Origin of the sequence: Pseudomonas sp. sp1636 (assembly GCF_030376615.1) — a bacterium.
In the GTDB taxonomy this organism is placed as follows: Bacteria; Pseudomonadota; Gammaproteobacteria; order Pseudomonadales; family Pseudomonadaceae; genus Aquipseudomonas.
The window spans coordinates 96,998-121,954 of sequence record NZ_JARRAB010000010.1; the positions used below are offsets into that span (position 1 = coordinate 96,998).

The 24,957-nt window shown below is 62.2% G+C and carries 22 protein-coding genes and 1 pseudogene; 14 read left to right on the forward strand and 9 right to left on the reverse strand.

The features are described from left to right. Positions 1–16 precede the first annotated feature (16 nt). The 4 genes from P8H27_RS11915 to P8H27_RS11930 all read left to right on the forward strand — a co-directional run bounded on the left by P8H27_RS11915 (position 17) and on the right by P8H27_RS11930 (position 5,212). Complete coding sequence (locus P8H27_RS11915; protein ID WP_289637753.1) at positions 17–2,296, forward strand: fatty acid cis/trans isomerase; 2,280 nt, start codon at positions 17–19, stop codon at positions 2,294–2,296. Positions 2,297–2,469: 173 nt separating this feature from the next. After that, positions 2,470–3,054 (forward strand): Fe-S biogenesis protein NfuA, encoded by a 585-nt coding sequence (gene nfuA / locus P8H27_RS11920; protein WP_289637755.1) that lies wholly within the window; start codon positions 2,470–2,472, stop codon positions 3,052–3,054. 200 nt (positions 3,055–3,254) lie between these two features. Next, positions 3,255–4,253, forward strand: coding sequence for a response regulator (locus tag P8H27_RS11925; RefSeq protein ID WP_289637757.1), 999 nt, complete (start codon positions 3,255–3,257; stop codon positions 4,251–4,253). Between the two features lie 2 nt (positions 4,254–4,255). After that, on the forward strand, positions 4,256–5,212 hold the full coding sequence (locus P8H27_RS11930; protein ID WP_289637759.1) for a sensor domain-containing diguanylate cyclase: 957 nt from the start codon (positions 4,256–4,258) through the stop codon (positions 5,210–5,212). Positions 5,213–5,425: 213 nt separating this feature from the next. Here the strand turns inward: P8H27_RS11930 and P8H27_RS11935 are convergent, their stop codons facing one another. Both P8H27_RS11935 and P8H27_RS11940 read right to left on the reverse strand, forming a co-directional pair. After that, complete coding sequence (locus P8H27_RS11935; protein ID WP_289637761.1) at positions 5,426–5,680, reverse strand: DUF1272 domain-containing protein; 255 nt, start codon at positions 5,678–5,680, stop codon at positions 5,426–5,428. A gap of 229 nt (positions 5,681–5,909) precedes the next feature. Next, entirely contained in the window at positions 5,910–6,179 is a 270-nt protein-coding gene (locus tag P8H27_RS11940) for a hypothetical protein (RefSeq protein WP_289637763.1), read from the reverse strand. A 610-nt stretch (positions 6,180–6,789) separates the two neighbouring features. Between P8H27_RS11940 and P8H27_RS11945 the strand changes: the two genes are divergently transcribed. From P8H27_RS11945 to P8H27_RS11965, 5 genes are all read left to right on the forward strand, one after another. Beyond that, positions 6,790–7,458 (forward strand): hypothetical protein, encoded by a 669-nt coding sequence (locus P8H27_RS11945; RefSeq protein WP_289637764.1) that lies wholly within the window; start codon positions 6,790–6,792, stop codon positions 7,456–7,458. A 389-nt stretch (positions 7,459–7,847) separates the two neighbouring features. Further along, positions 7,848–8,153 (forward strand): PepSY domain-containing protein, encoded by a 306-nt coding sequence (locus P8H27_RS11950; RefSeq protein WP_289637766.1) that lies wholly within the window; start codon positions 7,848–7,850, stop codon positions 8,151–8,153. Positions 8,154–8,188: 35 nt separating this feature from the next. Then, on the forward strand, positions 8,189–8,467 hold the full coding sequence (locus tag P8H27_RS11955) for a PepSY domain-containing protein (protein WP_374761345.1): 279 nt from the start codon (positions 8,189–8,191) through the stop codon (positions 8,465–8,467). Next, on the forward strand, positions 8,468–9,142 hold the full coding sequence (locus P8H27_RS11960) for a response regulator transcription factor (protein WP_289637771.1): 675 nt from the start codon (positions 8,468–8,470) through the stop codon (positions 9,140–9,142). Next, positions 9,139–10,467, forward strand: coding sequence for a sensor histidine kinase (locus tag P8H27_RS11965; RefSeq protein ID WP_289637772.1), 1,329 nt, complete (start codon positions 9,139–9,141; stop codon positions 10,465–10,467). The genes P8H27_RS11960 and P8H27_RS11965 overlap by 4 nt, the downstream gene beginning before the upstream one ends. Positions 10,468–10,511: 44 nt before the next feature. Here the strand turns inward: P8H27_RS11965 and P8H27_RS11970 are convergent, their stop codons facing one another. After that, positions 10,512–11,285: a transglutaminase-like cysteine peptidase gene (locus tag P8H27_RS11970; protein ID WP_289637773.1), complete on the reverse strand. Its 774-nt coding sequence runs from the start codon at positions 11,283–11,285 to the stop codon at positions 10,512–10,514. Between the two features lie 130 nt (positions 11,286–11,415). Between P8H27_RS11970 and P8H27_RS11975 the strand changes: the two genes are divergently transcribed. Beyond that, positions 11,416–11,736 (forward strand): hypothetical protein, encoded by a 321-nt coding sequence (locus P8H27_RS11975; protein WP_289637775.1) that lies wholly within the window; start codon positions 11,416–11,418, stop codon positions 11,734–11,736. 306 nt (positions 11,737–12,042) lie between these two features. Here P8H27_RS11975 and P8H27_RS20660 read toward each other — a convergent pair whose 3' ends face one another. Then, positions 12,043–12,798: a methyl-accepting chemotaxis protein gene (locus tag P8H27_RS20660; protein ID WP_374761346.1), complete on the reverse strand. Its 756-nt coding sequence runs from the start codon at positions 12,796–12,798 to the stop codon at positions 12,043–12,045. 102 nt (positions 12,799–12,900) lie between these two features. Continuing rightward, positions 12,901–14,187: pseudogene (locus tag P8H27_RS20665) on the reverse strand (HAMP domain-containing protein); the annotation flags it as partial. Between the two features lie 325 nt (positions 14,188–14,512). Between P8H27_RS20665 and P8H27_RS11985 the strand changes: the two are divergent. The 3 genes from P8H27_RS11985 to P8H27_RS11995 all read left to right on the forward strand — a co-directional run bounded on the left by P8H27_RS11985 (position 14,513) and on the right by P8H27_RS11995 (position 17,538). Next, the gene (locus P8H27_RS11985) at positions 14,513–15,832 is read left to right on the forward strand and encodes a Na+/H+ antiporter family protein (RefSeq protein WP_289637779.1); all 1,320 of its coding nucleotides are present in this window, start codon (positions 14,513–14,515) and stop codon (positions 15,830–15,832) included. A 117-nt stretch (positions 15,833–15,949) separates the two neighbouring features. Beyond that, entirely contained in the window at positions 15,950–16,387 is a 438-nt protein-coding gene (locus tag P8H27_RS11990) for an HIT family protein (protein WP_289637781.1), read from the forward strand. A gap of 167 nt (positions 16,388–16,554) precedes the next feature. Further along, positions 16,555–17,538 (forward strand): 1-phosphofructokinase family hexose kinase, encoded by a 984-nt coding sequence (locus P8H27_RS11995; RefSeq protein ID WP_289637782.1) that lies wholly within the window; start codon positions 16,555–16,557, stop codon positions 17,536–17,538. 92 nt (positions 17,539–17,630) lie between these two features. Here the strand turns inward: P8H27_RS11995 and norW are convergent, their stop codons facing one another. Both norW and norV read right to left on the reverse strand, forming a co-directional pair. Then, entirely contained in the window at positions 17,631–18,764 is a 1,134-nt protein-coding gene (gene norW / locus P8H27_RS12000; protein ID WP_289637784.1) for an NADH:flavorubredoxin reductase NorW, read from the reverse strand. Continuing rightward, positions 18,761–20,215: an anaerobic nitric oxide reductase flavorubredoxin gene (gene norV / locus P8H27_RS12005; RefSeq protein WP_289637786.1), complete on the reverse strand. Its 1,455-nt coding sequence runs from the start codon at positions 20,213–20,215 to the stop codon at positions 18,761–18,763. Before norV ends, norW begins: the two co-directional genes overlap by 4 nt. A gap of 168 nt (positions 20,216–20,383) precedes the next feature. Here norV and norR point away from each other — a divergent pair, with 168 nt between their 5' ends. Beyond that, entirely contained in the window at positions 20,384–21,916 is a 1,533-nt protein-coding gene (norR, locus tag P8H27_RS12010) for a nitric oxide reductase transcriptional regulator NorR (protein ID WP_289637788.1), read from the forward strand. Between the two features lie 19 nt (positions 21,917–21,935). On the opposite strand, the gene nuoN is transcribed toward norR, so the two are convergent. Then, on the reverse strand, positions 21,936–23,408 hold the full coding sequence (gene nuoN, locus P8H27_RS12015) for an NADH-quinone oxidoreductase subunit NuoN (RefSeq protein ID WP_374761347.1): 1,473 nt from the start codon (positions 23,406–23,408) through the stop codon (positions 21,936–21,938). An 11-nt stretch (positions 23,409–23,419) separates the two neighbouring features. Continuing rightward, complete coding sequence (gene nuoM, locus P8H27_RS12020; protein WP_289637790.1) at positions 23,420–24,952, reverse strand: NADH-quinone oxidoreductase subunit M; 1,533 nt, start codon at positions 24,950–24,952, stop codon at positions 23,420–23,422. Positions 24,953–24,957 lie beyond the last annotated feature (5 nt).

A 24,957-nucleotide genomic window follows, 5' to 3' on the forward strand; every position in this document is an offset into this window, starting at 1 on the left:
CTCTGGGAATAGGCATATGCCTTATCGCGCACTGCTCAGCGCTTGCTTGTTGTTGATCAGCGCCTTACTGGCGGCAGAGCCGATCTCGTACGGCCGCGATATTCAACCGATCTTCACCCGCTATTGCGTGGCTTGCCATGCCTGCTACGACGCGCCTTGCCAGCTCAATCTGGGCAGCGCCGAGGGCGTCGAGCGCGGGGCACACAAGCTGCCGGTATACGACGGCAAGCGCCTCGAGGCGCAGGACACCACGCGCCTGTTTCTCGATGCGCAGGGCAGCGCGGCTTGGCGGCGCAAGGAGTTCTTTTCGGTGCTTGAACAGCCGGGCAGCCAGGCGGCATTGCTGGCGCGCATGCTCGAGCTGGGCCAGGGCGCGGCGCCTAAGCCCAATGCCAAATTGCCGGCCGAGTTGGATATCGGTATCAAGCGCGATAACCAGTGTCCGCGGCCTGACCAGTTCGCTGCCTTCGCCAAGGAGAATCCACAAGCCGGCATGCCCTTCGCGGTGACCGGCCTGGGCGAGACGGATTATCAAACCCTGCAACGCTGGTTGCAGCAAGGTGCCCCCGTCGATCAACAAGCATGGCGGGCCAGTGCGGCCGAGGCACGGCAGATCGAGGCCTGGGAGCAGTTTCTGAACGCCCCGGGAGCGCGTGAAAGCCTGGTGTCACGCTGGTTGTACGAGCACTTGTTTCTCGCGCACCTGTATTTCAACGGGGGCGAGTCAGGGCATTTTTTCCAGTTGCTGCGTTCGCGCACGCCGACCGGTCAAGCGGTCGATCCTATTGCTACACGCCGCCCGAACGAGGATCCGGGCGGCACATTTTATTATCGTCTGGCGCCGATCCAGGGCGTGATCGTGCACAAGACCCACATGACCTATGCGCTCAGTGCGAACAAGTTGGCGCGGGTCAAGGAGCTGTTCTTCTCCGGCGACTGGCGGGTTGATGCGCTGCCTGGTTATGGTGCCCAGCGCCGTGCCAACCCGTTCGAAACCTTCGCGGCAATTCCGCCTCAGGCGCGCTACCAGTTCATGCTGGACGATGCCGAATACTTCGTGCGCACCTTTATCCGTGGCCCCGTGTGTCGCGGGCAAATCGCCACCGACGTGATCCGCGATAATTTCTGGGTGGTGTTCCAGGATCCTCGGCATGATCTGTATATGGTCGACGCCAGGTACCGCGCCAAGGCGACGCCGCTGCTGGCCATGCCCGGTCAGTTCGACGATATCGGCAATCTCTTCAGTTTGTGGCGTACCTATCGCAACAAGCGCAATGAGTACGAGGCCTTGCGCATGGACAGCTACGCCGCTGCCCCGGCACCCAGTTGGGCGCATATCTGGGCCGGTAACGACAATGCCCTGCTGACCATCTTCCGCCAGCACGATAGCGCTTCGGTGCGCAAAGGCCTGATTGGCGAGATCCCGCAGACCCTCTGGTGGATGGACTATCCACTGCTTGAGCGAACCTATTATCAGTTGGTGGTTAACTTCGATGTGTTCGGCAATCTGTCGCACCAGGCGCAGACGCGCTTGTATTTCGACCTGATCCGCAACGGCGCCGAGCAGAACTTCCTGCGGTTGATGCCGGCCGACGCCCGCCAGGCGATCCTCGATGACTGGTATCAGTACAGTGGCCGGCTGAAGCTGTGGCTGGACTACCCGCGCATCGACACCCATAGTCGGACAGCCCTGCAATTGCCGACAACAGACCCCATACGTGGCTTCGCCGAGGCCTTGTTGAACCGTTATGACAGCCTCAATGCGCGACCGGATCCGATCAGCCGGTGCAAGGGCGCGCCCTGCCATCGTGCTGGCCTGCCGGCCGAACTGCAGGCGGCCGAGCAGGCGCTGAGCCGCTTGACCGGCAAACCGGCGGGCGGGTTCAAGGTCATTCAGCAACTGCCGGAAGCGACTCTGCTGCGCGTCGAACTGGCCGATGGCACGCGCGAGGTCTATAGCCTGCTGCGCAACCGAGCGCACAGCAACGTGGCCTTCATGTATGGCGAGGGACTGCGTTATCAGCCCGCGCTGGATACCTTGACCGTTTATCCGGGAGTGCTCAGCAGTTACCCGAACTTCATGTTCAGCCTCGCCGCGCAGGAGGTTCCCGAGTTCGTACGCCGCATGGAGTCGGTGCGTGATCCCCAGGCGTTTGATCAACTGGTCGTGCGTTGGGGTATTCGGCGTAGCCATCCCGAGTTTTGGCGCTATTTCCATGACCTGACGGCGTATATTCGCGAACACGAACCGGTCGAGGCCGGTGTGCTGGATATGAACCGTTATGAGAATCTGTGACGGTTGGCGCCAGGAGGCATTGGGCGGAGGCGATTGTGTGCAGGCCCGTCGCGCTGCCAGTGGCGACTATGGCGCCGCGGCCGTCGCGGCAAAACTATTCCGAGATAAACGCTCAGACTTTATTGAAAGCCGGAGGTTGGCGTACACTGCAGCCATGTTCGCGAGGAGTTGCCATGAGCACCATTACCATTACCGACGCTGCCCACGATTATCTGGCTGATCTGCTGAGCAAGCAGAACACCACAGGCATTGGCATCCGTGTCTTCATTACCCAGCCAGGCAGCCAATACGCCGAAACCTGTATCGCCTATTGCAAGCCGGGCGAGGAGAAGCCGGATGATACCGCGATTGCACTGGCCAGCTTCACTGCCTGGATCGATGCGGTCAGCGAGCCCTTTCTGGACGATGCCGTGGTCGATTACGCGACTGACCGCATGGGCGGCCAGCTGACCATCAAGGCACCCAATGCCAAGGTGCCGATGGTCAACGCAGACAGCCCGATCAACGAGCGGATCAACTATTACCTGCAAACCGAGATCAACCCGGGGCTGGCCAGCCATGGCGGCGAAGTGAGCCTGATCGATGTGATCGAAGACGGCATCGCGGTATTGAGGTTTGGTGGCGGCTGCCAGGGCTGCGGCCAGGCCGACCTGACCCTCAAGGAAGGCATCGAGAAAACCCTGCTTGAGCGCATCCCGGAACTTAAAGGCGTGCGCGACGTGACCGACCACAGCAACAGGGAAAACGCCTACTACTGAGGCATGTTTTTCAGTCAGCTCCGCACAAAGGTGGCCCAATGGCCACCTTTGTTGTTTTTATCTTGCAACTATCGAGGTTTTTTACCGTAAAAAGGCGGCCTACCGTTAAGATGAAAAGGCCGTTAGCCTAGCGTATCGATATCGGATAGCGCTTAATTGCCCGGATCCCGGCCAGCAGACAACTATAAAAAGTGATGCGCATGACCGTTAGCACTCTGCTTATCTGCGACGACTCCAACATGGCACGCAAACAATTGCTGCGTGCGCTGCCCGCCGACTGGCCCGTCGCTATCGTTCAGGCGGCCAATGGCATGGAGGCCATGGCGGTTCTGCGCCAAGGCCAGGTCGATGTGATGCTGCTCGACTTGACCATGCCCGAGATGGATGGCTATCAGGTGTTGGCTGCCCTGCAAGCCGAAGGTCTGTCCTGCAAGGTCATAGTGGTGTCTGGCGATGTGCAGGAGCAGGCACGCCAGCGGGTCATGCAGTTGGGGGCTCTGGACTTTGTGCAGAAACCGGCCGATCCGGATCTGCTCGAACAAACCCTCAAGCGCTTGGGCTTGTTCAAAAAAAACAGCGGCAATCTGGCCCTGTGCATGGGCCAGGACGAATCCAGTATCAGTTTCGTCGATGCCTTTCGTGAGGTGGTCAATGTCGCCATGGGGCGTGCTGCGGCCTTGCTGGCGAAACTGCTGGGCGTGTTTGTGCAATTGCCGGTGCCGAATGTCAGCCTGTTCGAGGTCGGCGAGTTGCACATGGCCCTGGCCGATGCCCAGCGGGGTGACGGACTGACCGCCGTATGCCAGGGGTTTATCGGTGGCGGCATTGCTGGCGAAGCGCTGCTGATTTTCCATGACTCGCAAGTGGGCGAAATGGCCCGACTGATGAGTGGCTTCTCGTCCGAGTATTCCGAAATGGAAATGCTCCTGGATCTTTCCACTGTCCTGATCGGCGCCTGTTTGAACGGTATTGCCGAGCAAGTCGATGTGCAGTTTTCCCTAAGCCACCCCACGGTATTGGGCGAGCATGCCTCCATCGAAGAGTTGATCAAGTTCAACCGACCACGCTGGAAGACCACCCTGGCCGTGGAGATCAGCTACAGCATCGAAGGCCACCATATTCATTTCGACTTACTGCTGCTGTTTACTGAAGACTCGGTGTCGTTGCTTTCCAACAAGCTTGCTTACCTGATGAACTGAACATGAATGAGAATCTGGAGTTCAACGAGTTCCACTGGCTGCTGGCCGTGGTGCAGAGCATCGATGTAGGTGTCGTGGTGCTTGATCGCGACTACCGCGTACAGGTCTGGAACACCTTCATGGAGAACCGCTCGGGCCTGCAGCCCCACGAGGTGCATAAGCAATCGTTGTTCAGCCTGTTTCCCGAAATCGAAGAAAACTGGTTTCGGCACAAGGTCGAAGGGGTGGTGACTCTGGGCACGCCGGCTTTCACTATCTGGGAGCAGCGGCCTTATCTGGTGAAGTTCAAGAACTACCAGCCGATCACCGGGCAGGAAGAGTACATGTTTCAGAACACCACCATTCTGCCGTTGCAAGCCACCAATACGAACATCGAACATATTTGCCTGATCATCTACGACGTGACCAGTGTGGCGATAAACAAGCAGCAGTTACAGGCGACGAACCTGCAACTGCAACAACTCTCGCGTACCGATCGCCTGACCGGCCTGAACAACCGTGGCTACTGGGAAGAGTGCCTGCAGCACGAATATGCCCGGCACCGGCGTTACCAGAGCATGGCCGCGCTGGTGATGTTCGATATCGATCACTTCAAGAAAGTTAACGACACCTATGGCCACCCGGCTGGAGACAAGGTGATTCAGGCCGTCGCCGCGGTGGTGCGCGAGCAGGTGCGCGACACCGATATTGCCGGGCGTTATGGCGGTGAGGAGTTCGTGGTTCTGCTCCCGGATGTCGACAGTAGCGGTGCCATGCTCTTTGCCGAACGCCTGCGCCTGCGCATCGAATCCCTGCTGGTTAGCTATGAGGGCCAAACTATCCCGTTCACCATCAGTCTGGGGGTGGCTGACCTGAGCCATCCTGTCCAGGACTATCCGCAGTTGATCGAGCACGCTGACCAGGCCCTTTATGCATCCAAGCAGGGTGGCCGCAACCAGGTCAATTGCTACGGCGGGTGAGCCTACTCCTCTGCAGAAGCTAGCCGGCACTGCATGCCCAACGGTTAGCCTATTGCCAATACTTGGGGCTGCGTCCGTTGCGCACGGCATTGCGTCCATCAGTTCGAGACCCACCTAGCCAAGCGATGGACACCTGTCACGGCGGTGGGCGAGCTGGCATAGCGATAGCCCCGCCGCGCATTTTGCGCAGCAGATCAAGCATTGAACTTTCCTTCAGGGCTCGGCTGTTCGCGGGCAACCGTTAGGGACGGGAGTGCGTTCGCGGGACTCGGGATAGCGCTCCAGCTTGTCTGCCGGACGCCGCGGCCTGGGCAGCAGTTCGCCACCACAGTTAGGGCAAGTGCCTTGCAGGCGCCTAGTCGCACAGTCACGGCAGAAGGTGCACTCGAACGAACAGATCAAGGCATCAACCGAGTCGGCGGGTAGGTCACGGTCACAGCATTCACAGTTGGGGCGCAGTTGCAGCATGCTTGACTCCGGCTTGGATAAGTACGCGTCAGGCAATGGTTGTCAGCACATCCATGGGCCATTCTCGCTGAGCGATGGATGCAGTTTGCGCTCAGCGAACAGGTGGCAACAAGGACAATAAGCCCACAGATATTGCCACTTTTACCGGCTCCAAATCAGAGCAGATCAGGAGGAGGGCACCGCTACCCTGGCATTGCACGCGAGTGCACGGTGCCATTCACCGTCAGGATTACTCCGGCATGCTCCAGGGAGCCAGGTCGTAACCCTGCTGGCTCAATTCGGCGCGAGACTTGTTTAGCACGCTAGCCAGCTGCACCGGGTCGCTGTAGATGCTGCTCGATAGCTGAGTACGGCCGAGTAGACGGGTGCTGGTGCGGTCGATGACCGTCAGGCTGAGTTCGCCGCTACCGTCTTGCGGTGCCCAGGCGACGCACTGGAAAGGTTGAAAGGCGCGATCGGCGATCAGCAGTGCTTCGTTAAAACGCAGCGGGGCGTTCATGGGGTCGTGTTCTCCGAGGTGATCCCAAAATCATAGGGCCTGCGACGCGGGTCGCTCGCTGGCCAGTCATAGTGTTGATGATTGAAGTTGACCAATAAGTCACACGCACAGGCAAATAATGTGCACTCTGTCGAAAAAATTGTTATGCCCCCTTGGGCCGGTTTACACACCTGCGCCGGGGGGAAAGGTTTAAATTCTTCTCCGCCATCGAGAAAACGCTCAATTACGGTACTTTTAGCTATTTGTGGCGATTGGCCGCCATAGCCCGGAAGTGGAGCCACGACGCCGTTTGTCGGCTTCGCTGAGCGAAAAATGAACGTATTCGGGCTTCCCCGCTCTTAAACTAGCCAGACGAGAGCGAGGGATTCACCCGCGTTTTCACCAGTCCAGGAGTTTTTCTCACATGAAAGAATCATGTGCGGGAAAGCGTTTACTTTTGAAAGAGGAAATCGAATGATGAAAAGTTCATTCGCCAGGCTGTTTATGCATTTGATGTTTCACACCTGAAACCGAAAGCTGCACTGGAGTATTTCTTCACTGCAAATGTAAAACTAAATGAATCATATGACGCAGATAGTCTGATTCACCTGAATATAAAAAAGAGGCACCCATGGACTTTACTATTCTCACTTCGTTTTTTGAACAAAAAACGGCCATGGAGTTTATGCGTTTAGGGATTGTTTATGCGCACCTGATCGCCTGTTGCGTTGCAATTGGCATGGTATTAACCAGCGATGTCGCAATGGTCAAAGAATTGCTGAAAGGCAAGCACAGTCATCTGCAAGACAACCAGCATATGGAGCATTTGCAAAAGACGGTTTCTGCTGCACTGACGGTACTCTGGATAACGGGTCTGGCAATTATCTGGGTCGATATTGGCGATAAGGGCTTGTCCTACCTGCTCAATCCGAAGTTGCAGGCTAAAATCACCATCGTCATGTTGCTGACGTTCAATGGCATGCTGCTGCACAGCCTGGTGCTTCCTGCGCTGCAGAAGGCCGGATCGCTGCTCAAATTAGAGTTCAACATGCGCATGTTCGCGCTCTTTGCCGGTGCACTCTCTGGCGTGTCCTGGTTCTATGCCGCGATGCTCGGCGTCGGCCGTCCTCTGTCCTGGAAGTATTCGCTGATTGAAATTCTGGCGGCGTACCCAGTATTGATCGTCGGCGGGTTCATGATGATGGCACTGCTGACCCAGTGGGCAAAAAACCGTGAAGAAAGCGAGGGGATCCCGGCTAACGCTTATGCCCTGAGGAATTCGGCCCTGGCCGCCTGGTAATATTAACTGTTATACCTGTCGGCATTCTTGCCGTTAATCGCGCTACCCCCTAGCGCTGCTGGATAAAGACGCCCCGGATCCTGACAGTAACTCTGCGACTGTCATGGCCTGGGGTGTCTTGTTTTATGCGTGCTCTTAATGAGCGATGACCGCGACCTGCACGCCAAGTCCCGTGCCGCGGCCTTGATCATCAGGATCCGAATCGCCCCATGCTCGCCTCCAACACGCAAGAACGCGATGATAGAGCTTCAGCCACACCGCCCCAGCGACTTGATCTGGCACACTTGCTCGATGGCATGCTGCTCAAGCGGGCTTGAGCAAATTCAGCTTGAGTTAAGTCCAGCGCAGTAACCTTAACTCCGTCGAAACAACCCTCACGGAGACTCACCATGAAAGCATTGATCGCCCTGTTCGCAATTGCTGCTCTGGCCGCCGCCGGTATCGCTCAAGCGCGTGACCTCGGCCCGGATGAAGCCCTGAAACTGCGTGATGCGGGTACTATCCAATCGTTCGAGACGCTCAATGCCGCTGCCCTGGCCTTGCAGCCAGGCGGCAAAATCGAGGAAACCGAGTTGGAAGAGGAATACGGCCGCTACATTTATCAGGTCGAGGTGCGCGACGCGCAAGGCGTGCGATGGGACATAGAGCTGGACGCCAGCAATGGCCAGATTCTCAAGAATCAGCAGGACGACTGATGCGCAAGGTTCTGCGCGATCAGGCCCTGTGCGGCATGCTTCTGCTTGCGCTGAACGGTACTGCCGGTGCCCGTGATCTGGATCAGGATGAAGCCTTGCGCTTGCGCCGCGAGGGGCTGATTTTGCCGCTTGAGCAACTGATGCGTACGGCCTTGCAGCGTTATCCAGGAGCCACCTTGCTCGAAGCCGAGCTGGAGGAGGAGGACGACATCCTGGTCTATGAGCTCGAGTTGCTGACCTCGCGAGGCGTGGTGCGCGAACTGGAGCTGGACGCCCGCGACGGGCGCATCCTGAAGGATGAGGTGGACGACTGAATGCGCCTGTTGCTAGTGGAAGACCATGTGCCTCTGGCTGACGAGCTACTCGCCGACCTGGCACGCCAGGGCTATGCGGTGGATTGGCTGGCGGATGGCCGCGATGCGCTGTATCAGGGCGCCAGCGAGCCTTACGATCTGATCATTCTCGACCTGGGTTTGCCGGGCAAACCTGGTTTGCAAGTGTTGACGGAGTGGCGAGCGGGCGGCCTGAGCGTCCCGGTGTTGATCCTCACCGCACGCGGCTCCTGGGCCGAACGCATCGAGGGCCTTAAGGCCGGCGCCGACGATTACCTGAGCAAACCCTTTCACCCGGAAGAACTGCAACTGCGCATTCAGGTGTTACTGCGCCGCGCGCACGGCCTGGCCAATCAGCCGCAATTACAGGCGGCCGGATGGTTGTTGGATGAAGGGCGGCAGTGCGTCAGACGCAAGGGTGAGGGTGAAGAGGTGGAGCTGACCTCCGCTGAGTTTCGCCTGCTGCGCTATTTCATGCTACACGCCGGGCAGATCCTCTCGAAAAGCCACCTGGCCGAGCATCTCTATGACGGTGAGACAGAGCGCGACTCGAATGTCATTGAGGTTCACGTCAATCACTTGCGCCGGAAAATCGGCCGGGAAATGATCGAAACCCGGCGTGGCCAGGGCTATCGGTTCAGCGGGGGCGCTGTTTGAGATCGATTCAGCGGCGCTTGAGTCTGGGCTTGATCGGCATATTGCTGGTGATTGGCCTACTCCTGATGCAGACCAGTCTATGGCTGTTCGATCTTGGTCTGCGCCGCTACCTGCAAGCCGACCTGCGCGACGAAGCCGAGTCGCTGCTGGTGGCCATGGTGCGCGGGCCGCAAGGTCTGCAGTTGAATGAACAACGCCTCAGCGCCGCTTTCCAGCGGCCATACTCCGGGCATTACTTTCGTATCGATTTTGCCGACAAGAATTGGCGCTCGCGTTCGCTGTGGGACAGCGAGTTGCAACCGGCGCCGGAGCCGGGACTGCAAGATCAGTTGAGCGACGGTCCGCAGGGGCAGTTACTGCTCAGTTATCGTGGCGACTATCAGCGTTTCGGCCAGCGGCTATCCGTCCATGTGGCCCAGGACTATACGCCGGTGCTGCAGAGCTTTCGCCGGGTGCAACAGCTGGGCCTGGGGGTGGGCGTGGCCGCCTTGCTGTTGATGCTGTTGCTGCAACGCCTGACCGTCAGCCGCGCATTGCGCCCGCTGGAACAGGTGCGCCAGCAGATCGCCCAGCTGCAACGGGGGCAGCGCAGCGCGCTGGACAGCCGCGTGCCCCGCGAGTTGGAGCCTCTGGTGGCGCAGATCAATCACCTGCTGGCGTACACCGAAGACACCCTGAGACGCTCGCGCACTGGCCTGGGCAACCTCGGCCACGCCTTGAAAACGCCACTGGCGGTGCTGCTCAGCCTGGCCGGACGGGACGAGCTGAAAGGCTGTCCCGAGTTGCAGGCCAGCCTGCTCGATAACCTGCGGCAGATCGAACAACGCCTGGCGCGTGAGCTGGGACGGGCGCGCTTGGCCGGGGAGGCCTTACCCGGCGCGCATTTCACTTGCGCCGAGGAGTTGCCGGGGCTGTTCGCCACCCTGGCGATGATCCACCGGCGCAACCTGCGCCTGGATTGGCAGGCCGCGCCAGGTTTGCGTTTACCCTGGGATCGGGAAGATATGCTCGAACTGCTCGGCAATCTGTTGGATAACGCCTGCAAATGGGCGAAAAGCCAGGCGCGCTTGAGTATCGAGTGCACGGTTGCAGGCTACCTGCTCAAGGTCGACGACGATGGCCCCGGCATCGAAGCCGGGCGGCGTGAGGAAGTGCTGAGCCGTGGCACGCGCCTGGATGAGCAGATGGCCGGACACGGTTTGGGCCTGGGCATAGTGCGCGACATCGTCGATGCCTGGGGCGGGCGCCTGGAACTGACGGACAGTGAACTAGGCGGTTTGTGCGTGCGCATTCAGTTACCACCATCGGCAGTGCGCAAGGCGTAGCGGATTCGCCTCACTGAGCGCTACGGCCAGCCGCTGCGCCCGTGCTAAAGGCTGATCTTGTCGGCGCTCAGCGAAATGAAATCTTCGTGTTTCATCTTGGTCATCAACACTTGCCAATGCGGCAGCAGTTCGATGTTGCCGGCTACCTGTAGGTTGCTCTGCTCAAACCTGTACAAGTGCGTGGAACCGAAGGCGAACTGCATCTGCAGATCGAGGCGCTGGCTAATGGGTAGAATTTCTGCGGTTAGATTGTCCAGCAGTACGGGCTCCACGCCGCTATCAGGCCAGAAACCCAGCACCATATGGGCCTGTTTGGTCGAGGCCAGCGTCGCGTAGATAAGGCGCAGGCTTTGCTCGGGGATCCCGAGCAGGCGCAGGGTGAAGTACTTGGCGAGGGCGAAATCTTCACAGTCGCCGGCACCTAGCTCAAGGGTTTCCAGCGGCGAGGCCCAGTAGTCGATTTGTCCCCGCAGATCCCGGTCTTCGGCAAACCGGGTACGCCGATTGAAAAAGCCGTTGACCGCCTGCAGTTTCTCCACCTCGCTTAGTGGCATCGACTGGGCGATCAATGACTGCCAATCCTGCAGCCGCTGCGCCACCTGTTCATCCCGATGCTCGCGCGGCGAGTGAGGTGCGGCTTTGGCCCCTCCCATAATCAGGCCGCCACCGAGCAGGAGGCCTGCCAGGATATGTCGCCGGCGACCGAGCAAGATAAATAGAAGGCGGTACAGACCGGTCAAATGGGGCTCCTTTGGCGGCGACAGATGTCGGTGACACATCGTTACCTGCCGGATGATGTTGACAGGCGAATTCACCATAAAACCCCAACCTAGCCGAGGGCAAGGTACGTTGGTCGGCCGGCGGCTGTATCCGACGGGCTGCCTGTAACAGCGCACCTCGCCAGTGCTCTCATAGGGTGGGGGAACGCTTCATTTAGAGGATCGCATCATGAAATCGATACTGCATACGACGGCACTCGCCGTCTTGATAACAGGAGCGGTGACTGCGGTACAGGCGAGCGAAGCAACAGGACTTTTGCTGGCAGAAGGCGGCAGTGAGCGACTGATGGACTATCGCCTGCAGCAGGAGGTTCTGCTGAGCAATAGCCCCAGCCAGAGTTCCGGCCAACGTTTTGCTCAGATGCTCGAGGAACAGCCCACTGCGGCTGGTTCCGCGTTCGAGCAACAGGAGCAACAAGTCGGCGCTTCGGAAAGCCGTTTCAGATCCCCCATACTGAGGGATAGGGCGCTCTACGGTAGCCCTCATTAATAGCGCACATGTGTTGTCTGAAGTAGGGGGCTTATCCCAGCAACACTGGGATAAGCCCCTGGCACATACCGTTGGCAAACACCGGATTACTCGTATCGAGGCTTTCGCGCACGGGTTTCCGCGGCAGTGGCGCCAGCCCCGGATCGATCGCGTCGCTCGGCTCGTCGGTGGTTTGTTCGCATTGCCTTAGGCGCCTGCGACCGATTCCGCGCGGTTGCCGTTACGACCGAAGCCGGCAGCCAAGGCGATGTGCAGGGGGCTGCCGACCGCGAAAAATCGAATGCCAAGGCATAAGGTTCCTGCCGCTCAGACCCGGAATTGATCCATCAGGCTCTGCTGGTGGTTGGCCAACTGGTTCAGGTTCTGGCTGATATTCGCCGACTCATGGGCCTGCCCGGAGATCGATTCGGTGACATCGCGGATGGAGGCGACGTTACGGTTGATCTCCTCGGCCACCGAGCTTTGTTCCTCGGCAGCGCTGGCGATTTGCAGGTTCATGTCGGTGATGACGCTCACCGCTTGGCTGATCCGCTGCAGAACGGCAACGGCCAGCTCGACCTGCTCGACACTGCCCTGGGCCTGGCGGTGGCTGCTGTGCATGGTACTGACCACCTCGCGGGTACCCTTTTGCAGGGTTTCGATCACCTGACGGATTTCCTCGACCGAGTCCTGGGTGCGCTTGGCCAGGTTGCGTACTTCATCGGCGACTACGGCAAAGCCGCGCCCGGCCTCACCGGCGCGGGCCGCTTCGATGGCGGCGTTGAGTGCCAGCAGGTTGGTCTGTTCGGCAATCGAGCGGATCACTTCCAATACCGAGCCGATCTGTTCGCTGCTGTTGGCCAGGCCTTCGACTTCCTGCATGGCGACGTTCATTTCGTTGGCCAGCAGCTCGATGGTCGAGGTGGTCTTGCCGATCACCCCGAGGCCTTCGCGGCTGGCTTGGTCGGCGCTGTTTGCCGCGTCGGCGGCTTGCGCGGCGTTGTGCGCCACATCCTGGGCGGTGGCGCTCATTTCCTGGAAGGCGGTGGCCACCTGGTCGACCTCACGAAACTGCTGCTGCATGCTGGCGCTGGTCTGACTGGCGATGGCGGAGGACTGGTCGGCGGTGCCGCGGGCATCCTGCACGCTGCGCTTGACGTCGGCAATGATCGGCTGGAGCTTGTCGAGGAAGCGGTTGAACCAGCCCGCCAGCTCGCCCAGTTCGTCCTGTCTGGGGTAGTCGAGGCGGCGGGTCAGGTCGCCTTCGCCGCTGGCGATGTCCTTGAGCATGGCGGCGACGTCAAGGATCGGCCTGGTCACTCCGCGGGCGGTCAGCCACATCAGCAGCAGGCCGAGCAGCATGGCCAGCAGACCGATCGTCAGGGCCACTGCGCTGTCGCCGGTTCGCCGCTCTTCCAGTTGCCGCTCGAGTTGCAGAGCGGGTGCGAGCAGTTCCTGCTCGGGCACTTCAAGCAATACGTTCCAGGGCTTGGCCTCGGGAATCGGCTTGAACGGTTGCAGCACGCGCAGCATCTCGCCGTGCTGCAGTTCGGCGGCTGTGCCGTTCTGGATCAACGGGAGTAATTCGCTGGCGTGCTCGCTGTAAGCCTTGTCGACTGTCTGGCCGAGCAGGCCGGCATCGCGGCTGTGTCCGGCCAACAGCCCGGCCGGGCTGAAGATGCTAACGTGGCCGGCACCGTCATAGAGGCCGCGATTGGCCTGCAGGCTCAACTGTTGCAGGCTGTCCAGGCTGATATCCAGCCCCACTACGCCAATCACCTTGCCGTCCAGTTCAAGTGGAAAAGCGATGCTGGTCATCAGCACCTGTTGACCGCCAACTTCGTCGAAGTAGGGTTCCAGTACACAGGTCTTGCCGCTGTCGCGTGGGCAGGTGTACCAGGCATTGTAAGGATCACCGCTGGGGCCGGTTTTGGTGTCGCCAAGCATCTCCTCGTTCATCGACTCCGAGGTCAGTTCGCCCGGTTTGGGCTGCGCCCAGTACAGCGAGAAACGCCCCTGGTCGTTGCTGCCCAGTTCGGGTAGGTCGGTGAACAGTTCGTCCTTGCCGTCCAGCCCATTGGGTTCGAACACCAGGTACAGGCCGAGTAGGGTCGGGTTGGCCTCCAGGCTGCTACGCACTTGCCGGGTCAGGTCTTCGCGCAGGTCGAAGGCATCGAGAAAGCGTTTTTCGGCCTGGTCGCGAAGGAACAGGATTTGTCGGGAAAAGCCTTTGCCGTACTGGTAGGCGTCCATGAAATAGCGCTGGATGCGGATCGCCTGCAGCTCGCCGCGAGCCTGCAGGCGCAGCTTGGCGCTGTCTGCCAGCATGCTGCTGCTGGAACTGCGCACCAGCTCGGCGCTGCGCGTGGATTGCAGGAGAGAGGCGCCGACCAGCAACGTCACGATCGCCAGCAGGCACAGACCGGCAAGCAGGGTGATTTTCCACTGGATCGAAAGACGGCTGAACGGCATGAAGTGCTCCTTACTGGGTTGTTCTAGCGTGGCTATCGGCGCGGGTACGATTTTCTTGATCGAACCGATGGCGCGACGAGAGGCCTGAGGGTGGCCTGGCAGCACAGTTCCGGGGCGGGATTATGCACGGCTTGATCAATATTTCACACGGGGGTGTTTTGACAGCTCGGGGCGCTTACGGCAGAGTACGCGGCTTTTTTCAGGACACAGCGACAGTTGCCGGTTTACTGCTGTGCACTGCTGAGCGGGGATGCGGCCAGGCATCGCCCATGTTCACGCAACCTCCCTCCGGTTTTTTCGGCAAAGCTTCATTAGGGGCAGTTCAATGAATGCAGTAATCGCAGCGGTCGGCATCATGCTGATCCTCAGCCTGTGCCGTGTGCATGTGGTGGTCGCACTGATCGTCGGCGCATTGGCCGGCGGTGTGCTCGGTGGTTTGGGCCTCGAAGGTTCGTTGGCGGCGTTCAATCAGGGGCTTGGCGGCGGCGCCACCGTGGCGTTGTCCTATGCCTTGCTTGGCGCTTTTGCCGTGGCGATTGCCAAATCCGGCTTGGCTCACGCGCTGGCCGACAAGGCCCTGGCCTTGGTCGGCAGACAGGATGCCCAGGGCGGCGGGCTGCTCAAGTGGGTCTTGATCGCATTGCTGCTGACGGTGGCGATTGCCTCGCAGAACGTCTTGCCAATCCACATCGCCTTCATTCCGCTGCTGGTGCCGCCGTTGCTCTATGTGTTGAGCAAGCTGCAGCTGGATCGCCGGCTGATCGCCTGCGTGCTGACCTTTGGCCTGATCACGCCTTATATGTTCTTGCCGGTCGGTTTTGGCGGCATCTTCCTCAATGAGATCCTGCTGGCCAACGTGGCCAAGGCCGGGGTGGACGTGAGCGCGGTCAGCATCACCGAGGCCATGGCGATTCCGGCGCTGGGCATGCTGTGCGGCCTGTTGGTGGCGGTATTGTTCAGCTACCGCGGCAAACGTGTCTACGACCTGGCGAAGATCGAGCAGGCCGAGCGTATCGACGCGGCCTACAACCCGCTGAGCCTGCTGGTGGCCGCGGTGGCGATTGGCGCGGCCTTCGTCGTGCAGTTGTGGCTGGATTCGATGATAGTCGGCGCCTTGGTCGGCTTCGTGATTTTCTCGGTATCCGGTGTGGTGCGCTGGAAAGAGGCCGACGGCCTGTTCACCGAAGGCATGAAGATGATGGCGATGATCGGCTTCATCATGATCGCCGCGGCCGGTTTCGCCGAAGTGATGAAGGCCACCGGCGAGGTGAAAAGCCTGGTCGACGGCGCGGCCGAGCTGGTCGGTCAGGACAAGGCCATAGGCGCGCTGCTGATGCTGCTGGTTGGCCTGTTGGTGACCATGGGTATCGGTTCGTCGTTCTCCACCGTGCCGATCATCGCCGCGATCTTCGTGCCGCTGGGCGTCCAGCTGGGTTTCAGTCCGCTGGCCATCGTCAGCATCGTCGGCACTGCCGGGGCCTTGGGTGATGCCGGCTCGCCGGCCTCGGATTCGACTCTCGGCCCGACCTCGGGGCTGAATGTCGACGGCCAGCACAACCATATCTGGGACAGCGTGGTGCCGACCTTTCTGCACTACAACCTGCCGCTGCTGCTGTTCGGTTGGGTCGCGGCTATGGTGTTGTAAGTAGCGCCAGGAGGCGCGGACGTCGCGCTCGACCCGGCCATGGCTTGCCGGGCGTTTGCCGGACGGGCACAAAGCGGTATGGTGCGCGCTTTGCCCCCGCCTAATTGGAGAACCCCGATGAGCCTGCATGGTGACTACGACCCGCAAAACATCTTCGCCCAGATCATTCGCGGCGAGGCGCCCTGCTACAAACTGTACGAGGACGACGATGTGTTGGCCTTCCTCGACCTGTTCCCGCAGTCCCTCGGCCATACCCTGGTGATTCCCAAACGCGCGGCGGCGCGCAACATCTTGGAGATCGACCCGGACAGTCTGGCCAGGCTGATGCGGGTGACCCAGCGCTTGGTTCGGGTGCTGGTCGACGAGTTGCAGCCGGACGGCGTGCAGGTGGCGCAGTTCAACGGCGCCCCGGCCGGGCAGACGGTGTTTCACATCCATATGCACATCGTCCCGCGCTTTGCCGGCCTCGGCCTGGGCAACCATGCCAGCCAGAAGGCCGAGCCGGCCGAACTGGAGGCGCTGCAGGCGCGGCTGGTCAAGCGCATCGACGGTTGAACGACGGCCGCGCCCGGGATTTCCGCCAGCTACCGGCAGTACCCTGGGCGACCGGCTGCAGGGCAACGGCCAGCCCATCGACAGCATCAGCCGGCAGTCTGGGGGGCGTTCGCCTACGCTTCTGCCTATAGGTGCCGCGGCACCCGAGCCAGCCGTCGAGGTCGAGCATGGCCACTCCTTCACGCAGCGCTAAGCGTGTTCTGGGCAAGGGGGCGCATATCGTCACCCTGACCCTCAGCCCCGCGCTGGATATCGCCACCCAAGTCCCGCGCCTGTGCCCGGATGCCAAGCTGCGTTGCAGCGCGCCGAGTTATGCCGCCGGCGGGGGCGGCATCAACGTCGCCCGGGCCATCCACCTCCTCGGCGGCAATGCCTTGGCGCTGTTCCCCGCCGGCGGCTCCAGCGGTCGGCATCTGATCGAACTGCTCGATGCCGAAGGGGTGCCGAATCGGCCGCTGGCCATCGCCAACGGCACCCGCGAATGCTTCAACGTGGTGGAGCAGGCCAGTGGTCGGCAATACCGCTTGGTCATGCCCGGCGCGCTGCTCAGCCCGGTCGAGCAGGAACAGCTGCTGGCCAGCCTGGAGGCGCTGCCGGCCCTCGACTACCTGGTGATCAGCGGCAGCCTGCCCGCCGGTTTGGCCGCAGACTTCCTCCCGCGTGTGCTGCAAGGCGCCAGACGCCGCGGCGCGCGCTGCCTCATCGACAGCTCCGCCGCGGCGCTGCGCCAGGCCCTGGCGGTCGGCGGGGTGCTGATGATCAAGCCCAACCTCAGCGAGCTGAGCGCCCTGGTCGGCGAAGAGATCAGCGAGCCGCAGCAGCTCGCCCGCATCGCCCAGGGGCTGGTGCGGGACGGCCAGTGCGAAACGGTGCTGGTCTCGCTCGGCGCCGCAGGCGCCTTGTTGGCCAGTGACGGCCTGAGCGAGCGGATCGCCGCGCCGTCGGTGCCCCGGCGCAGCACCGTCGGCGCCGGCGACAGCCTGGTCGCCGGCATCACCCTCAAGCTGGCCGCCGGTGCCGGCTGGCGCGAAGCCGCGCGCTTTGGCGTGGCCGCCGGCAGCGCTGCGATCATGAGCGAAGGCAGCGCACTGTGCCGGCGCAGCGACACCGAGCGGCTGTATGCCTGGCTGCAGGCCTATGGGGGCTCCTGAGCAGGCTCGCCGAGGCGATCCCGGCCGCGGACGGATTCCAGGCTCTGCCCCGTTCCAGCCGGCAAGCGCGCGCTTGCCGGTACGCCCCGGCTTCAGCCGGGCAACTGGCGCAGCAGGGCGAAGGCGTTCTGCAGGCGCCCCTCGCTGACCACGAAGCCGCGCAGCTGCGCCTGTTCGTCGAAGGCCTGCGCCAGCATGCCTTGCTCGTCGAAGCTGAGCCGCCAGTCGAGGTGGTCGCCGCTGGTCTCGCCAGCCAGGTGCAAGGGCAGGCGCGGTGTTTTCACCCGGATCAGCATGGGCGGCAGCTGCAGCGCCTGCGGTTGGCCGAGCAGGGTCTTGGCCAGGGCGCTGGCCGCCAGTTGGATCGGCTGCAGGAACGGCAGCACGCGACCACTGATCTCGGCGCAGTCGCCCAGGGCGTAGATATGCTCGGCGCTGGTCTGCAGATGGCGGTCGACCTGAATGCCACGGTCTACGGCGAGCCCGGTCTGGCGTGCCAGTTCGATGCTCGGACGCAGGCCGATGGCGGCGATGGCGCTGTCGCAGTCGACCCATTGGCCGTCGTCCAGATAGGCGCGGATACCTTCGTCGGTTCGCTCCAGTCGTTGCAGGCCGCTGCCCAGGCGCAGTTGCGCGCCACTGGCGACCAGGCAGGCCTGCAGGCGGGCGCTGACCGCCGCCGGCATCAAGGACGCCAGCAGGCTGCTGGCCTGGTCGACCAGTACCACCTGCTTGCCGCTGCTGAGCAGATCCATTGCCAGCTCGCTGCCGATCAGCCCGGCGCCGAGCACCAGCACGCGGCGGGCGTCGCGCAGCTGCGCCTCGGCGGCCTGGTATTCGCCCTGGCTGTTGAGCGTCAGCAGCAGTTCATGGCCCGGCACCGGCGGCACCAGGGCGTTGGCCCCGGTGGCCAGCACCAGTTGCGCGTAGGCGTGGCTGCCGTCGGCGGTGTGCACGCGACGAGCCTGCGGGTCGATCGACTCGACCCGGGTGAAGGGTTGTATGGCGACCTGGTACTGCTCGGCGAAGCGCGCGGCGCTCAGACGGGTCAGCTCGGCACTGCTGCGGCCCTGGCTGAACGCATGGCTGATGTCCGGCTTGTTGTACTCGTCGCCGCTGTCGGCAGTGAGCAGGCGGATGGGCACCTGCGCGTCGAGCTTGCGCAGACTCTTGACCAACTGGCAGGCGGCGAACCCCGAGCCGATGATGAGGATTTCGTGGCTCATGCTGCTTTCTCCCGCAGTACTTCGAAGACATCCTTGCCCAGGCTGCATTCCGGGCAGAGGAAATTATCCGGCACCTCGCTCCAGGGCGTGCCGGCGGCCACGTTCTGCATCGGTTCGCCGAGCTCGGGCTGGTAGACCCACTGGCAGACGCTGCACTGCATGGCCGGGCCGGCATCTGCCGAAGCGGCGGCGGACGCCTGAGCGGCGGGCTTGGCCGCTGCCGGGGCAGCGGCTTGGCGGGTGCCCGGCGGGGTGGCCAACGCCCATTCGCGCGCCAGTTGCCGACCATGGGCGCGGCAGGCCTCCAGGGCGTTGCCGTCGGGACGCCATTTACTCTTCAGCGACAGCGAAGTGGTAAAGCCGGCGTCCATCAGACGGGTCTGGATGCGATCCACGGCGCCGCCGTTCCAGCCGTAGCTGCCGAAGGCGGCGGCCTTCTTGTTGCGAAAGCGCAGGCCGGTGATTTCCTCCAGCATGCCGGCGATCTTCGGCATCATCACGTTGTTCATGGTCGAGGAGCCGACCAGGATGGCCTTGGAGCGGAACACCTGGGTGAGGATCTCGTTCTTGTCGTGGCGGGCGACGTTGAAAATCTTCACCGCCACGCTCGGATCGGCCTCGTGGATGCCCTGGGCCAGGGCGTCGGCCATCATCCGGGTGTTGTTCGACATGCTGTCGTAGAACAGGGTGATGCGGTTCTCCTGGTAGTGGTCGGCCCACTCCAGGTACTTGCCGACGATCTGCGCCGGGTCGGTGCGCCAGACCACGCCGTGGGCGGTGGCGATCATCGACAGCGGCAGGTTGAAGCCGAGCACCTCGTTGATCTTGGCGGTGACCAGCGGGCTGAAGGGGGTGAGGATGTTGGCGAAGTAGCGCAGGCACTGCTCCATCAACTCCTGCTGGTCGACCTCGTCGTTGAACAGGTGTTCGTCGCAGTAGTGCTGGCCGAAGGCGTCGTTGCTGAACAGCACGGCGTCGCCGCTGAGGTAGGTCATCATGCTGTCGGGCCAGTGCAGCATCGGCGTCTCGATAAACACCAGTTGCTTGCCGTTGCCGATGTCCAGACTGTCGCCGGTCTTCACCGGGATGAAGTTCCACAGCGGCTGGTGGTGGTGGCCGGTGATCGAGTCGATGGCGTTGGCGGTGCAGTAGATCGGCGTGCCGGGGATGCGCGCCATCAGCTCGGACAGTGCGCCGGCGTGATCCTCTTCGGCATGGTTGATGACGATGTAATCGATGCTCGCCAGGTCGATCTGGCTGGCCAGGTTGAGAATGAACTCACGGCTGAAGCGATGGTCGACGGTGTCGATCAGCACGGTCTTCTCCTCGCGGATCAGATAGCTGTTGTAGCTGGTGCCCTTGAGGGTCTTGTATTCGGTGCCGTGAAAGTCACGAACCTCCCAATCGCGCTGGCCGACCCAGTGGATGTTTTCTTTGAGCAGAATAGTCATACAAATGCGTACCTTGCAGAGGTGGACAGATAAGCCTGCCCGTCTCTACTGCAGGGTGCGTGCCAGTATTTAAGTAATTGAAATATAAGAGATTTACAATGTACATTTGTCAAATGTACAGTGCCTGTGTAATGTCTTTCCGACATATCTTGGTCATAAAGACAGAACATGTCGCTTTCAATGGATAACCTGGCGCGTATCGCCCTCGACCTGCAGTGGGGCATCTCCAATCAGGATCGTTTTCAGCAGTTGATCAACAGCCTGCGCCAGCTGTTGCTGTGCGATGCCCTGGCCCTGCTGCGTTACGAGGGCCAGCTGTTCCGCCCGCTGGCGATCGATGGCCTGACCCCGGACGTGCTCGGCCGGCGCTTCCGCCTTGGCGAACACCCGCGCCTGGAGGCCATCGCCCGCGCCGGCGACGTGGTGCGCTTCCCCGCCGACAGCCAGCTGCCGGATCCTTACGACAACCTGATCCTGCCCAGTCGCGAGCAGCTCAAGGTGCATGCCTGCATCGGCCTGCCGCTGTTCGCCAACCAGACCCTGATCGGCGCGCTGACCATCGACGGCTACGACCCGGCCCAGTTCGACCATTTCAACGACGAGGAGCTGCGCCTGATCGGTGCCCTGGCCTCGGCGGCCCTGAGTAACGCGCTGCTGGTCGAGCGCCTGGAGCAGCAGACGATGGCGCCGATCGGCAACCCGCTGGCGAACAAACCGGGCGCGGATGAGATCGTCGGTCTGTCGGCCGGCATGCTGCAGCTGAAGAAGGAGGTTGGCGTGGTCGCCGGATCCGACCTCAACGTGCTGATCATGGGCGAGACCGGGGTCGGCAAGGAGCTGGTGGCCAAGGCCATTCACCTGGCCTCGTCGCGCGCCGAGCATGCGCTGGTGTATCTCAACTGCGCGGCGCTGCCCGAGTCGGTGGCCGAGAGCGAGCTGTTCGGCCACGTCAAGGGTGCCTTCACCGGCGCCATCCACCACCGCGCCGGCAAGTTCGAGATGGCCGACCAGGGCACCCTGTTCCTCGACGAGATCGGCGAGCTGTCGCTGACCCTGCAGGCCAAGCTGCTGCGCGTGCTGCAGTACGGCGACCTGCAGCGCATCGGCGACGACCGCAGCCTCAAGGTCAACGTGCGTATTCTCGCCGCCACCAACCGCGACCTGAAGGGCGCGGTGCTGGCCGGGCAATTCCGCGGCGACCTCTACCACCGCCTCAGCGTGTTCCCGATCACCGTGCCGGCGCTGCGCGAGCGGCAGGAGGACATCGCCCTGCTCAGCGGCTTCTTCTGCGAGCGCTGTCGCAGCCAGTTGGGCCTGGGCAGTCTGGCGCTGAGCAAGGCCGCGCTGGCGCTGTTGCAGCGTTACCCCTGGCCGGGCAACGTGCGCGAGCTGGAGCACGCCATTCACCGCGCCGCGGTGCTGGCGCGTGCCGAGCAAGGCCTGGGTGAGGTGCTGCTCAATCCGGCCTATTTCAACCTGGAAACCTCGGCCCAGGCGACCAGCCAGACCGCGCTGACGCCCGCCACGGCGGTCAGCGCAATGCCTGGCGTGGGCCTGCGCGAGGCACTCGACGAGTTTCAGGGGCAACTGATCCGCCAGACCCTGGAGAGCTTCAGCGGCAATTGGTCGGCCACCGCCCGCCACCTGCAGATCGACGGCGGCAACCTGCATCGTCTGGCCAAGCGTCTGGGGATCAAGTAGCGGCGCGGGCCGCCTGCGGTTACTGGACGAATCCGGCGTTCAGCATTAAATCCAGCAGCGGTTGCGGGTAGACGCCAAGGAAGAACGCCAGCAGGGCGACGATCAGCAGCATGATGCCGCCCGCCCGCTGGCCCCAGTTGAACGGCGCATCGTGGCGGCGCAGGTTGGGTTCGACCATGAACAGGGTGACCATCACCCGCAGGTAATAGAACACCCCGATCGCGCTACCGAGCACCAGTGCGCCGAGCAGCCACCAGAGCTCGGCCTGCACGCCGACGGTGATGATGTAGAACTTGCCGATAAAGCCCGCGGTCAGCGGAATGCCCGCCAGCGACAGCATCATCACGGTGAGCACGGCGGTCAGGTAGGGGCGGCGCCAGAACAGCCCGCGGTATTCGTAGAGCGCATCGCAGTCGCGGCCGTTGTAGGGCGTGGACATCAGGGTGACCACGCCGAAGGCGCCGAGCACGGTCAGCACGTAGGTGACCAGGTACACGCCGACCGCCTCGACCGCCAGGCCCTCGCTGGCGATCAGGGCGACCAGCAGGTAGCCGAAGTGGGCTATCGAGGAGTAGCCGAGCAGGCGCTTGAGGTTGCTTTGCAGCAGGGCCAGCAGGTTGCCGAAGAGCATCGAGGCGACGGCGATTACTGCCAGTAGAGCGTGCAGCGCCGGGCTCGCGGCCGCGGGCGACAGCTGGAACAGGCGCAACAGCACGGCGAACACGGCGACCTTGCTGGCCGTGGCGAGAAAGGCCGCAACCGGTGCTGGCGCGCCTTCGTAAACATCCGGTGTCCACAGATGAAAGGGCACCAACGACAGCTTGAACGCCAGGGCGACCAGCAGTATGGCCATGCCCAACTGCACCAGCGCGCCTGGCTGCGCGGCTGGCGCCAGGATGGCGCCGATCCCGGCAAAGCTCAGGCTGCCGGCGTCGGCATACAACAGGGCCATGCCGAACAGCAGAAACGCGCTGCCGGCGGCCGACAACACCATGTACTTGAGGCCCGCCTCCAGCGAGCGCTTGTTGAAGAAGGCATAGGCGACCAGCCCGTAGGTCGGCAACGAGAGCAGTTCCAGGCCGATGAACAGCCCGGCCAGGTGCTGCGCGCTGACCAGCACCAACCCCCCCACGGCGGCCAGCAGCATCAGCAGATACAGCTCCTCGCGGTTGCCGGGATAGCCCTTGCCCAGCTTTTCGCCGAGGTAGGCGTGGGCCAGGGTGATGCAGGCGAGGGTGGCGACCAATAGCAGGGCCATATAGAAACAGGCGAAGCGGTCGACGATCAGCAGCGCGGTGACTTCCAGTGGGGCGACCTGCAACGCCGGGAGCAAGGACAGCAAGGCCAGGTTGAGACCGATCACCGAGAGCACAAAGCTCTGGGTGTGATTACGTCGCCAGGCGATCCCGAGCATCACCAGCACGGCGGTGGCGCTGGTGATCAGCAGCGGCAGCAGGGCGATGAAATGGCGCAGGGTCAGATCCAATTCCATGTCCATGTGCACTACCGAGCCGAAAGCAGTTGAGAGAAGGCCGTGGCCAGCCATTGCTGCACGCCGTGCATGCTCGCCGCCGAGGTGTCCAGCACCGGTTGCGGATAGACCCCGAGCAGCAGCAGCAAGCCGATCAGGCCGAGCATCATGCTCAGCTCGCGGCCATCCAGCCCCTGCAATGGGCCTTCGGCCTTGGCCGGGCCATAAAACGCGCGTTGGATCATGCTCAACGAGTACACCGAGGCCAGCACCAGGCCGCCGGTGGCGATCACGGTGACCAGCGGGGCGACCTTGAAGGTGCCGAGCAGGATCAGGAATTCGCCGACGAAGTTGCCGGTGCCGGGCAGGCCCAGCGAGGCGGCGGCGAAGAACAGCATCACCCCCGGCAGGTAATTCAGCCGCCCCCACAGGCCGCCCATCAGGCGCAGGTCGCGGGTGTGCAGGCGCTCGTAGAGCTGGCCGCAGAGGATGAACAGCGCGGCGGCGGACAGACCGTGGGCGAGCATCTGAATCACCACGCCTTGCAGCGCCAGCTGAGTGCCGGAATAGATACCGATCAGCACGAAGCCCATGTGCGACACGCTGGTGTAGGCGATCAGGCGTTTGATGTCGGTCTGGGCGAAGGCCAATAGCGCACCATAGACGATGCCCAGTACGCCGAGGCCCATGGCGATCGGGGCGAATTCGGCCGAGGCATTGGGAAACAGCGGTACGCCGAAGCGCAGCAAGCCATAGGCCGCGGTTTTCAGCAGAATCCCGGCCAGATCCACCGAGCCGGCGGTCGGTGCCTGGGCGTGGGCATCCGGCAGCCAGGAGTGCAGCGGCACCACCGGCAGCTTGACCGCGAAGGCGATGAAGAAACCGAGCATCAGGGTGTATTCGACTGTCGGGTCGAGCTTGGCTTGCAACAGCAGGGCGTAGTCGAAGGTCAGCACGCCAGTTGTGTGGAAGTTGGCGAACACCAGGCCGAGAATCGCCACCAGCATGATCAGGCCGCTGGCCTGGGTGTAGATGAAGAACTTGGTCGCCGCGTTGATCCGCGAGGTCTTGCCGTCCGCCGCGCTGTGCCCCCACAGGGCGATGAGGAAGTACATGGGCACCAGCATCATTTCCCAGAAGAAGAAGAACAGGAACAGATCCAGGGCCAGGAACACGCCGATCACGCCACCGAGGATCCACATCAGGTTGAGGTGGAAGAAGCCGACACGCTGCTGGATTTCCTGCCAGGAGCAGAGTACCGAAAGCACCCCGAGCAGGCCGGTGAGCAGGATCATCAACAGCGACAGGCCGTCCAGCGCCAGGTGCAGGCTGATGCCGAAGCGGGCGATCCACAGGTACTTGAATTCCAGCTCCCAGGTCGGTTCGCGGCCGCCGCCCGGTGCCAGCTGGAAGTCGCCCTGCTGCCACAACCACAGGCCGATCAGCAGCACCAGGCCCATGGTCAGCAGCGCCAGCCAGCGCGGCAGGGTGCTGCTGTGGCGCTCGGCCAGCCAGCAGAGCAGGCCGCCGATAAAGGGAATCAGGATCAGCCAGGGCAGAATCACGTGGT

Coding starts and splice junctions, on each gene's coding strand:
- P8H27_RS11915 (WP_289637753.1), top strand. CDS start 17: ATGCCTTATCGCGCACTGCTCAGCGCTTGCTTGTTGTTGATCAGCGCC.
- nfuA (WP_289637755.1), top strand. CDS start 2,470: ATGAGCACCATTACCATTACCGACGCTGCCCACGATTATCTGGCTGAT.
- P8H27_RS11925 (WP_289637757.1), top strand. CDS start 3,255: ATGACCGTTAGCACTCTGCTTATCTGCGACGACTCCAACATGGCACGC.
- P8H27_RS11930 (WP_289637759.1), top strand. CDS start 4,256: ATGAATGAGAATCTGGAGTTCAACGAGTTCCACTGGCTGCTGGCCGTG.
- P8H27_RS11935 (WP_289637761.1), bottom strand. CDS start 5,680: ATGCTGCAACTGCGCCCCAACTGTGAATGCTGTGACCGTGACCTACCC.
- P8H27_RS11940 (WP_289637763.1), bottom strand. CDS start 6,179: ATGAACGCCCCGCTGCGTTTTAACGAAGCACTGCTGATCGCCGATCGC.
- P8H27_RS11945 (WP_289637764.1), top strand. CDS start 6,790: ATGGACTTTACTATTCTCACTTCGTTTTTTGAACAAAAAACGGCCATG.
- P8H27_RS11950 (WP_289637766.1), top strand. CDS start 7,848: ATGAAAGCATTGATCGCCCTGTTCGCAATTGCTGCTCTGGCCGCCGCC.
- P8H27_RS11955 (WP_374761345.1), top strand. CDS start 8,189: ATGCTTCTGCTTGCGCTGAACGGTACTGCCGGTGCCCGTGATCTGGAT.
- P8H27_RS11960 (WP_289637771.1), top strand. CDS start 8,468: ATGCGCCTGTTGCTAGTGGAAGACCATGTGCCTCTGGCTGACGAGCTA.
- P8H27_RS11970 (WP_289637773.1), bottom strand. CDS start 11,285: ATGGTGAATTCGCCTGTCAACATCATCCGGCAGGTAACGATGTGTCAC.
- P8H27_RS11975 (WP_289637775.1), top strand. CDS start 11,416: ATGAAATCGATACTGCATACGACGGCACTCGCCGTCTTGATAACAGGA.
- P8H27_RS20660 (WP_374761346.1), bottom strand. CDS start 12,798: ATGCAGCAGCAGTTTCGTGAGGTCGACCAGGTGGCCACCGCCTTCCAG.
- P8H27_RS11985 (WP_289637779.1), top strand. CDS start 14,513: ATGAATGCAGTAATCGCAGCGGTCGGCATCATGCTGATCCTCAGCCTG.
- P8H27_RS11990 (WP_289637781.1), top strand. CDS start 15,950: ATGAGCCTGCATGGTGACTACGACCCGCAAAACATCTTCGCCCAGATC.
- P8H27_RS11995 (WP_289637782.1), top strand. CDS start 16,555: ATGGCCACTCCTTCACGCAGCGCTAAGCGTGTTCTGGGCAAGGGGGCG.
- norW (WP_289637784.1), bottom strand. CDS start 18,764: ATGAGCCACGAAATCCTCATCATCGGCTCGGGGTTCGCCGCCTGCCAG.
- norV (WP_289637786.1), bottom strand. CDS start 20,215: ATGACTATTCTGCTCAAAGAAAACATCCACTGGGTCGGCCAGCGCGAT.
- norR (WP_289637788.1), top strand. CDS start 20,384: ATGTCGCTTTCAATGGATAACCTGGCGCGTATCGCCCTCGACCTGCAG.
- nuoN (WP_374761347.1), bottom strand. CDS start 23,408: ATGGAATTGGATCTGACCCTGCGCCATTTCATCGCCCTGCTGCCGCTG.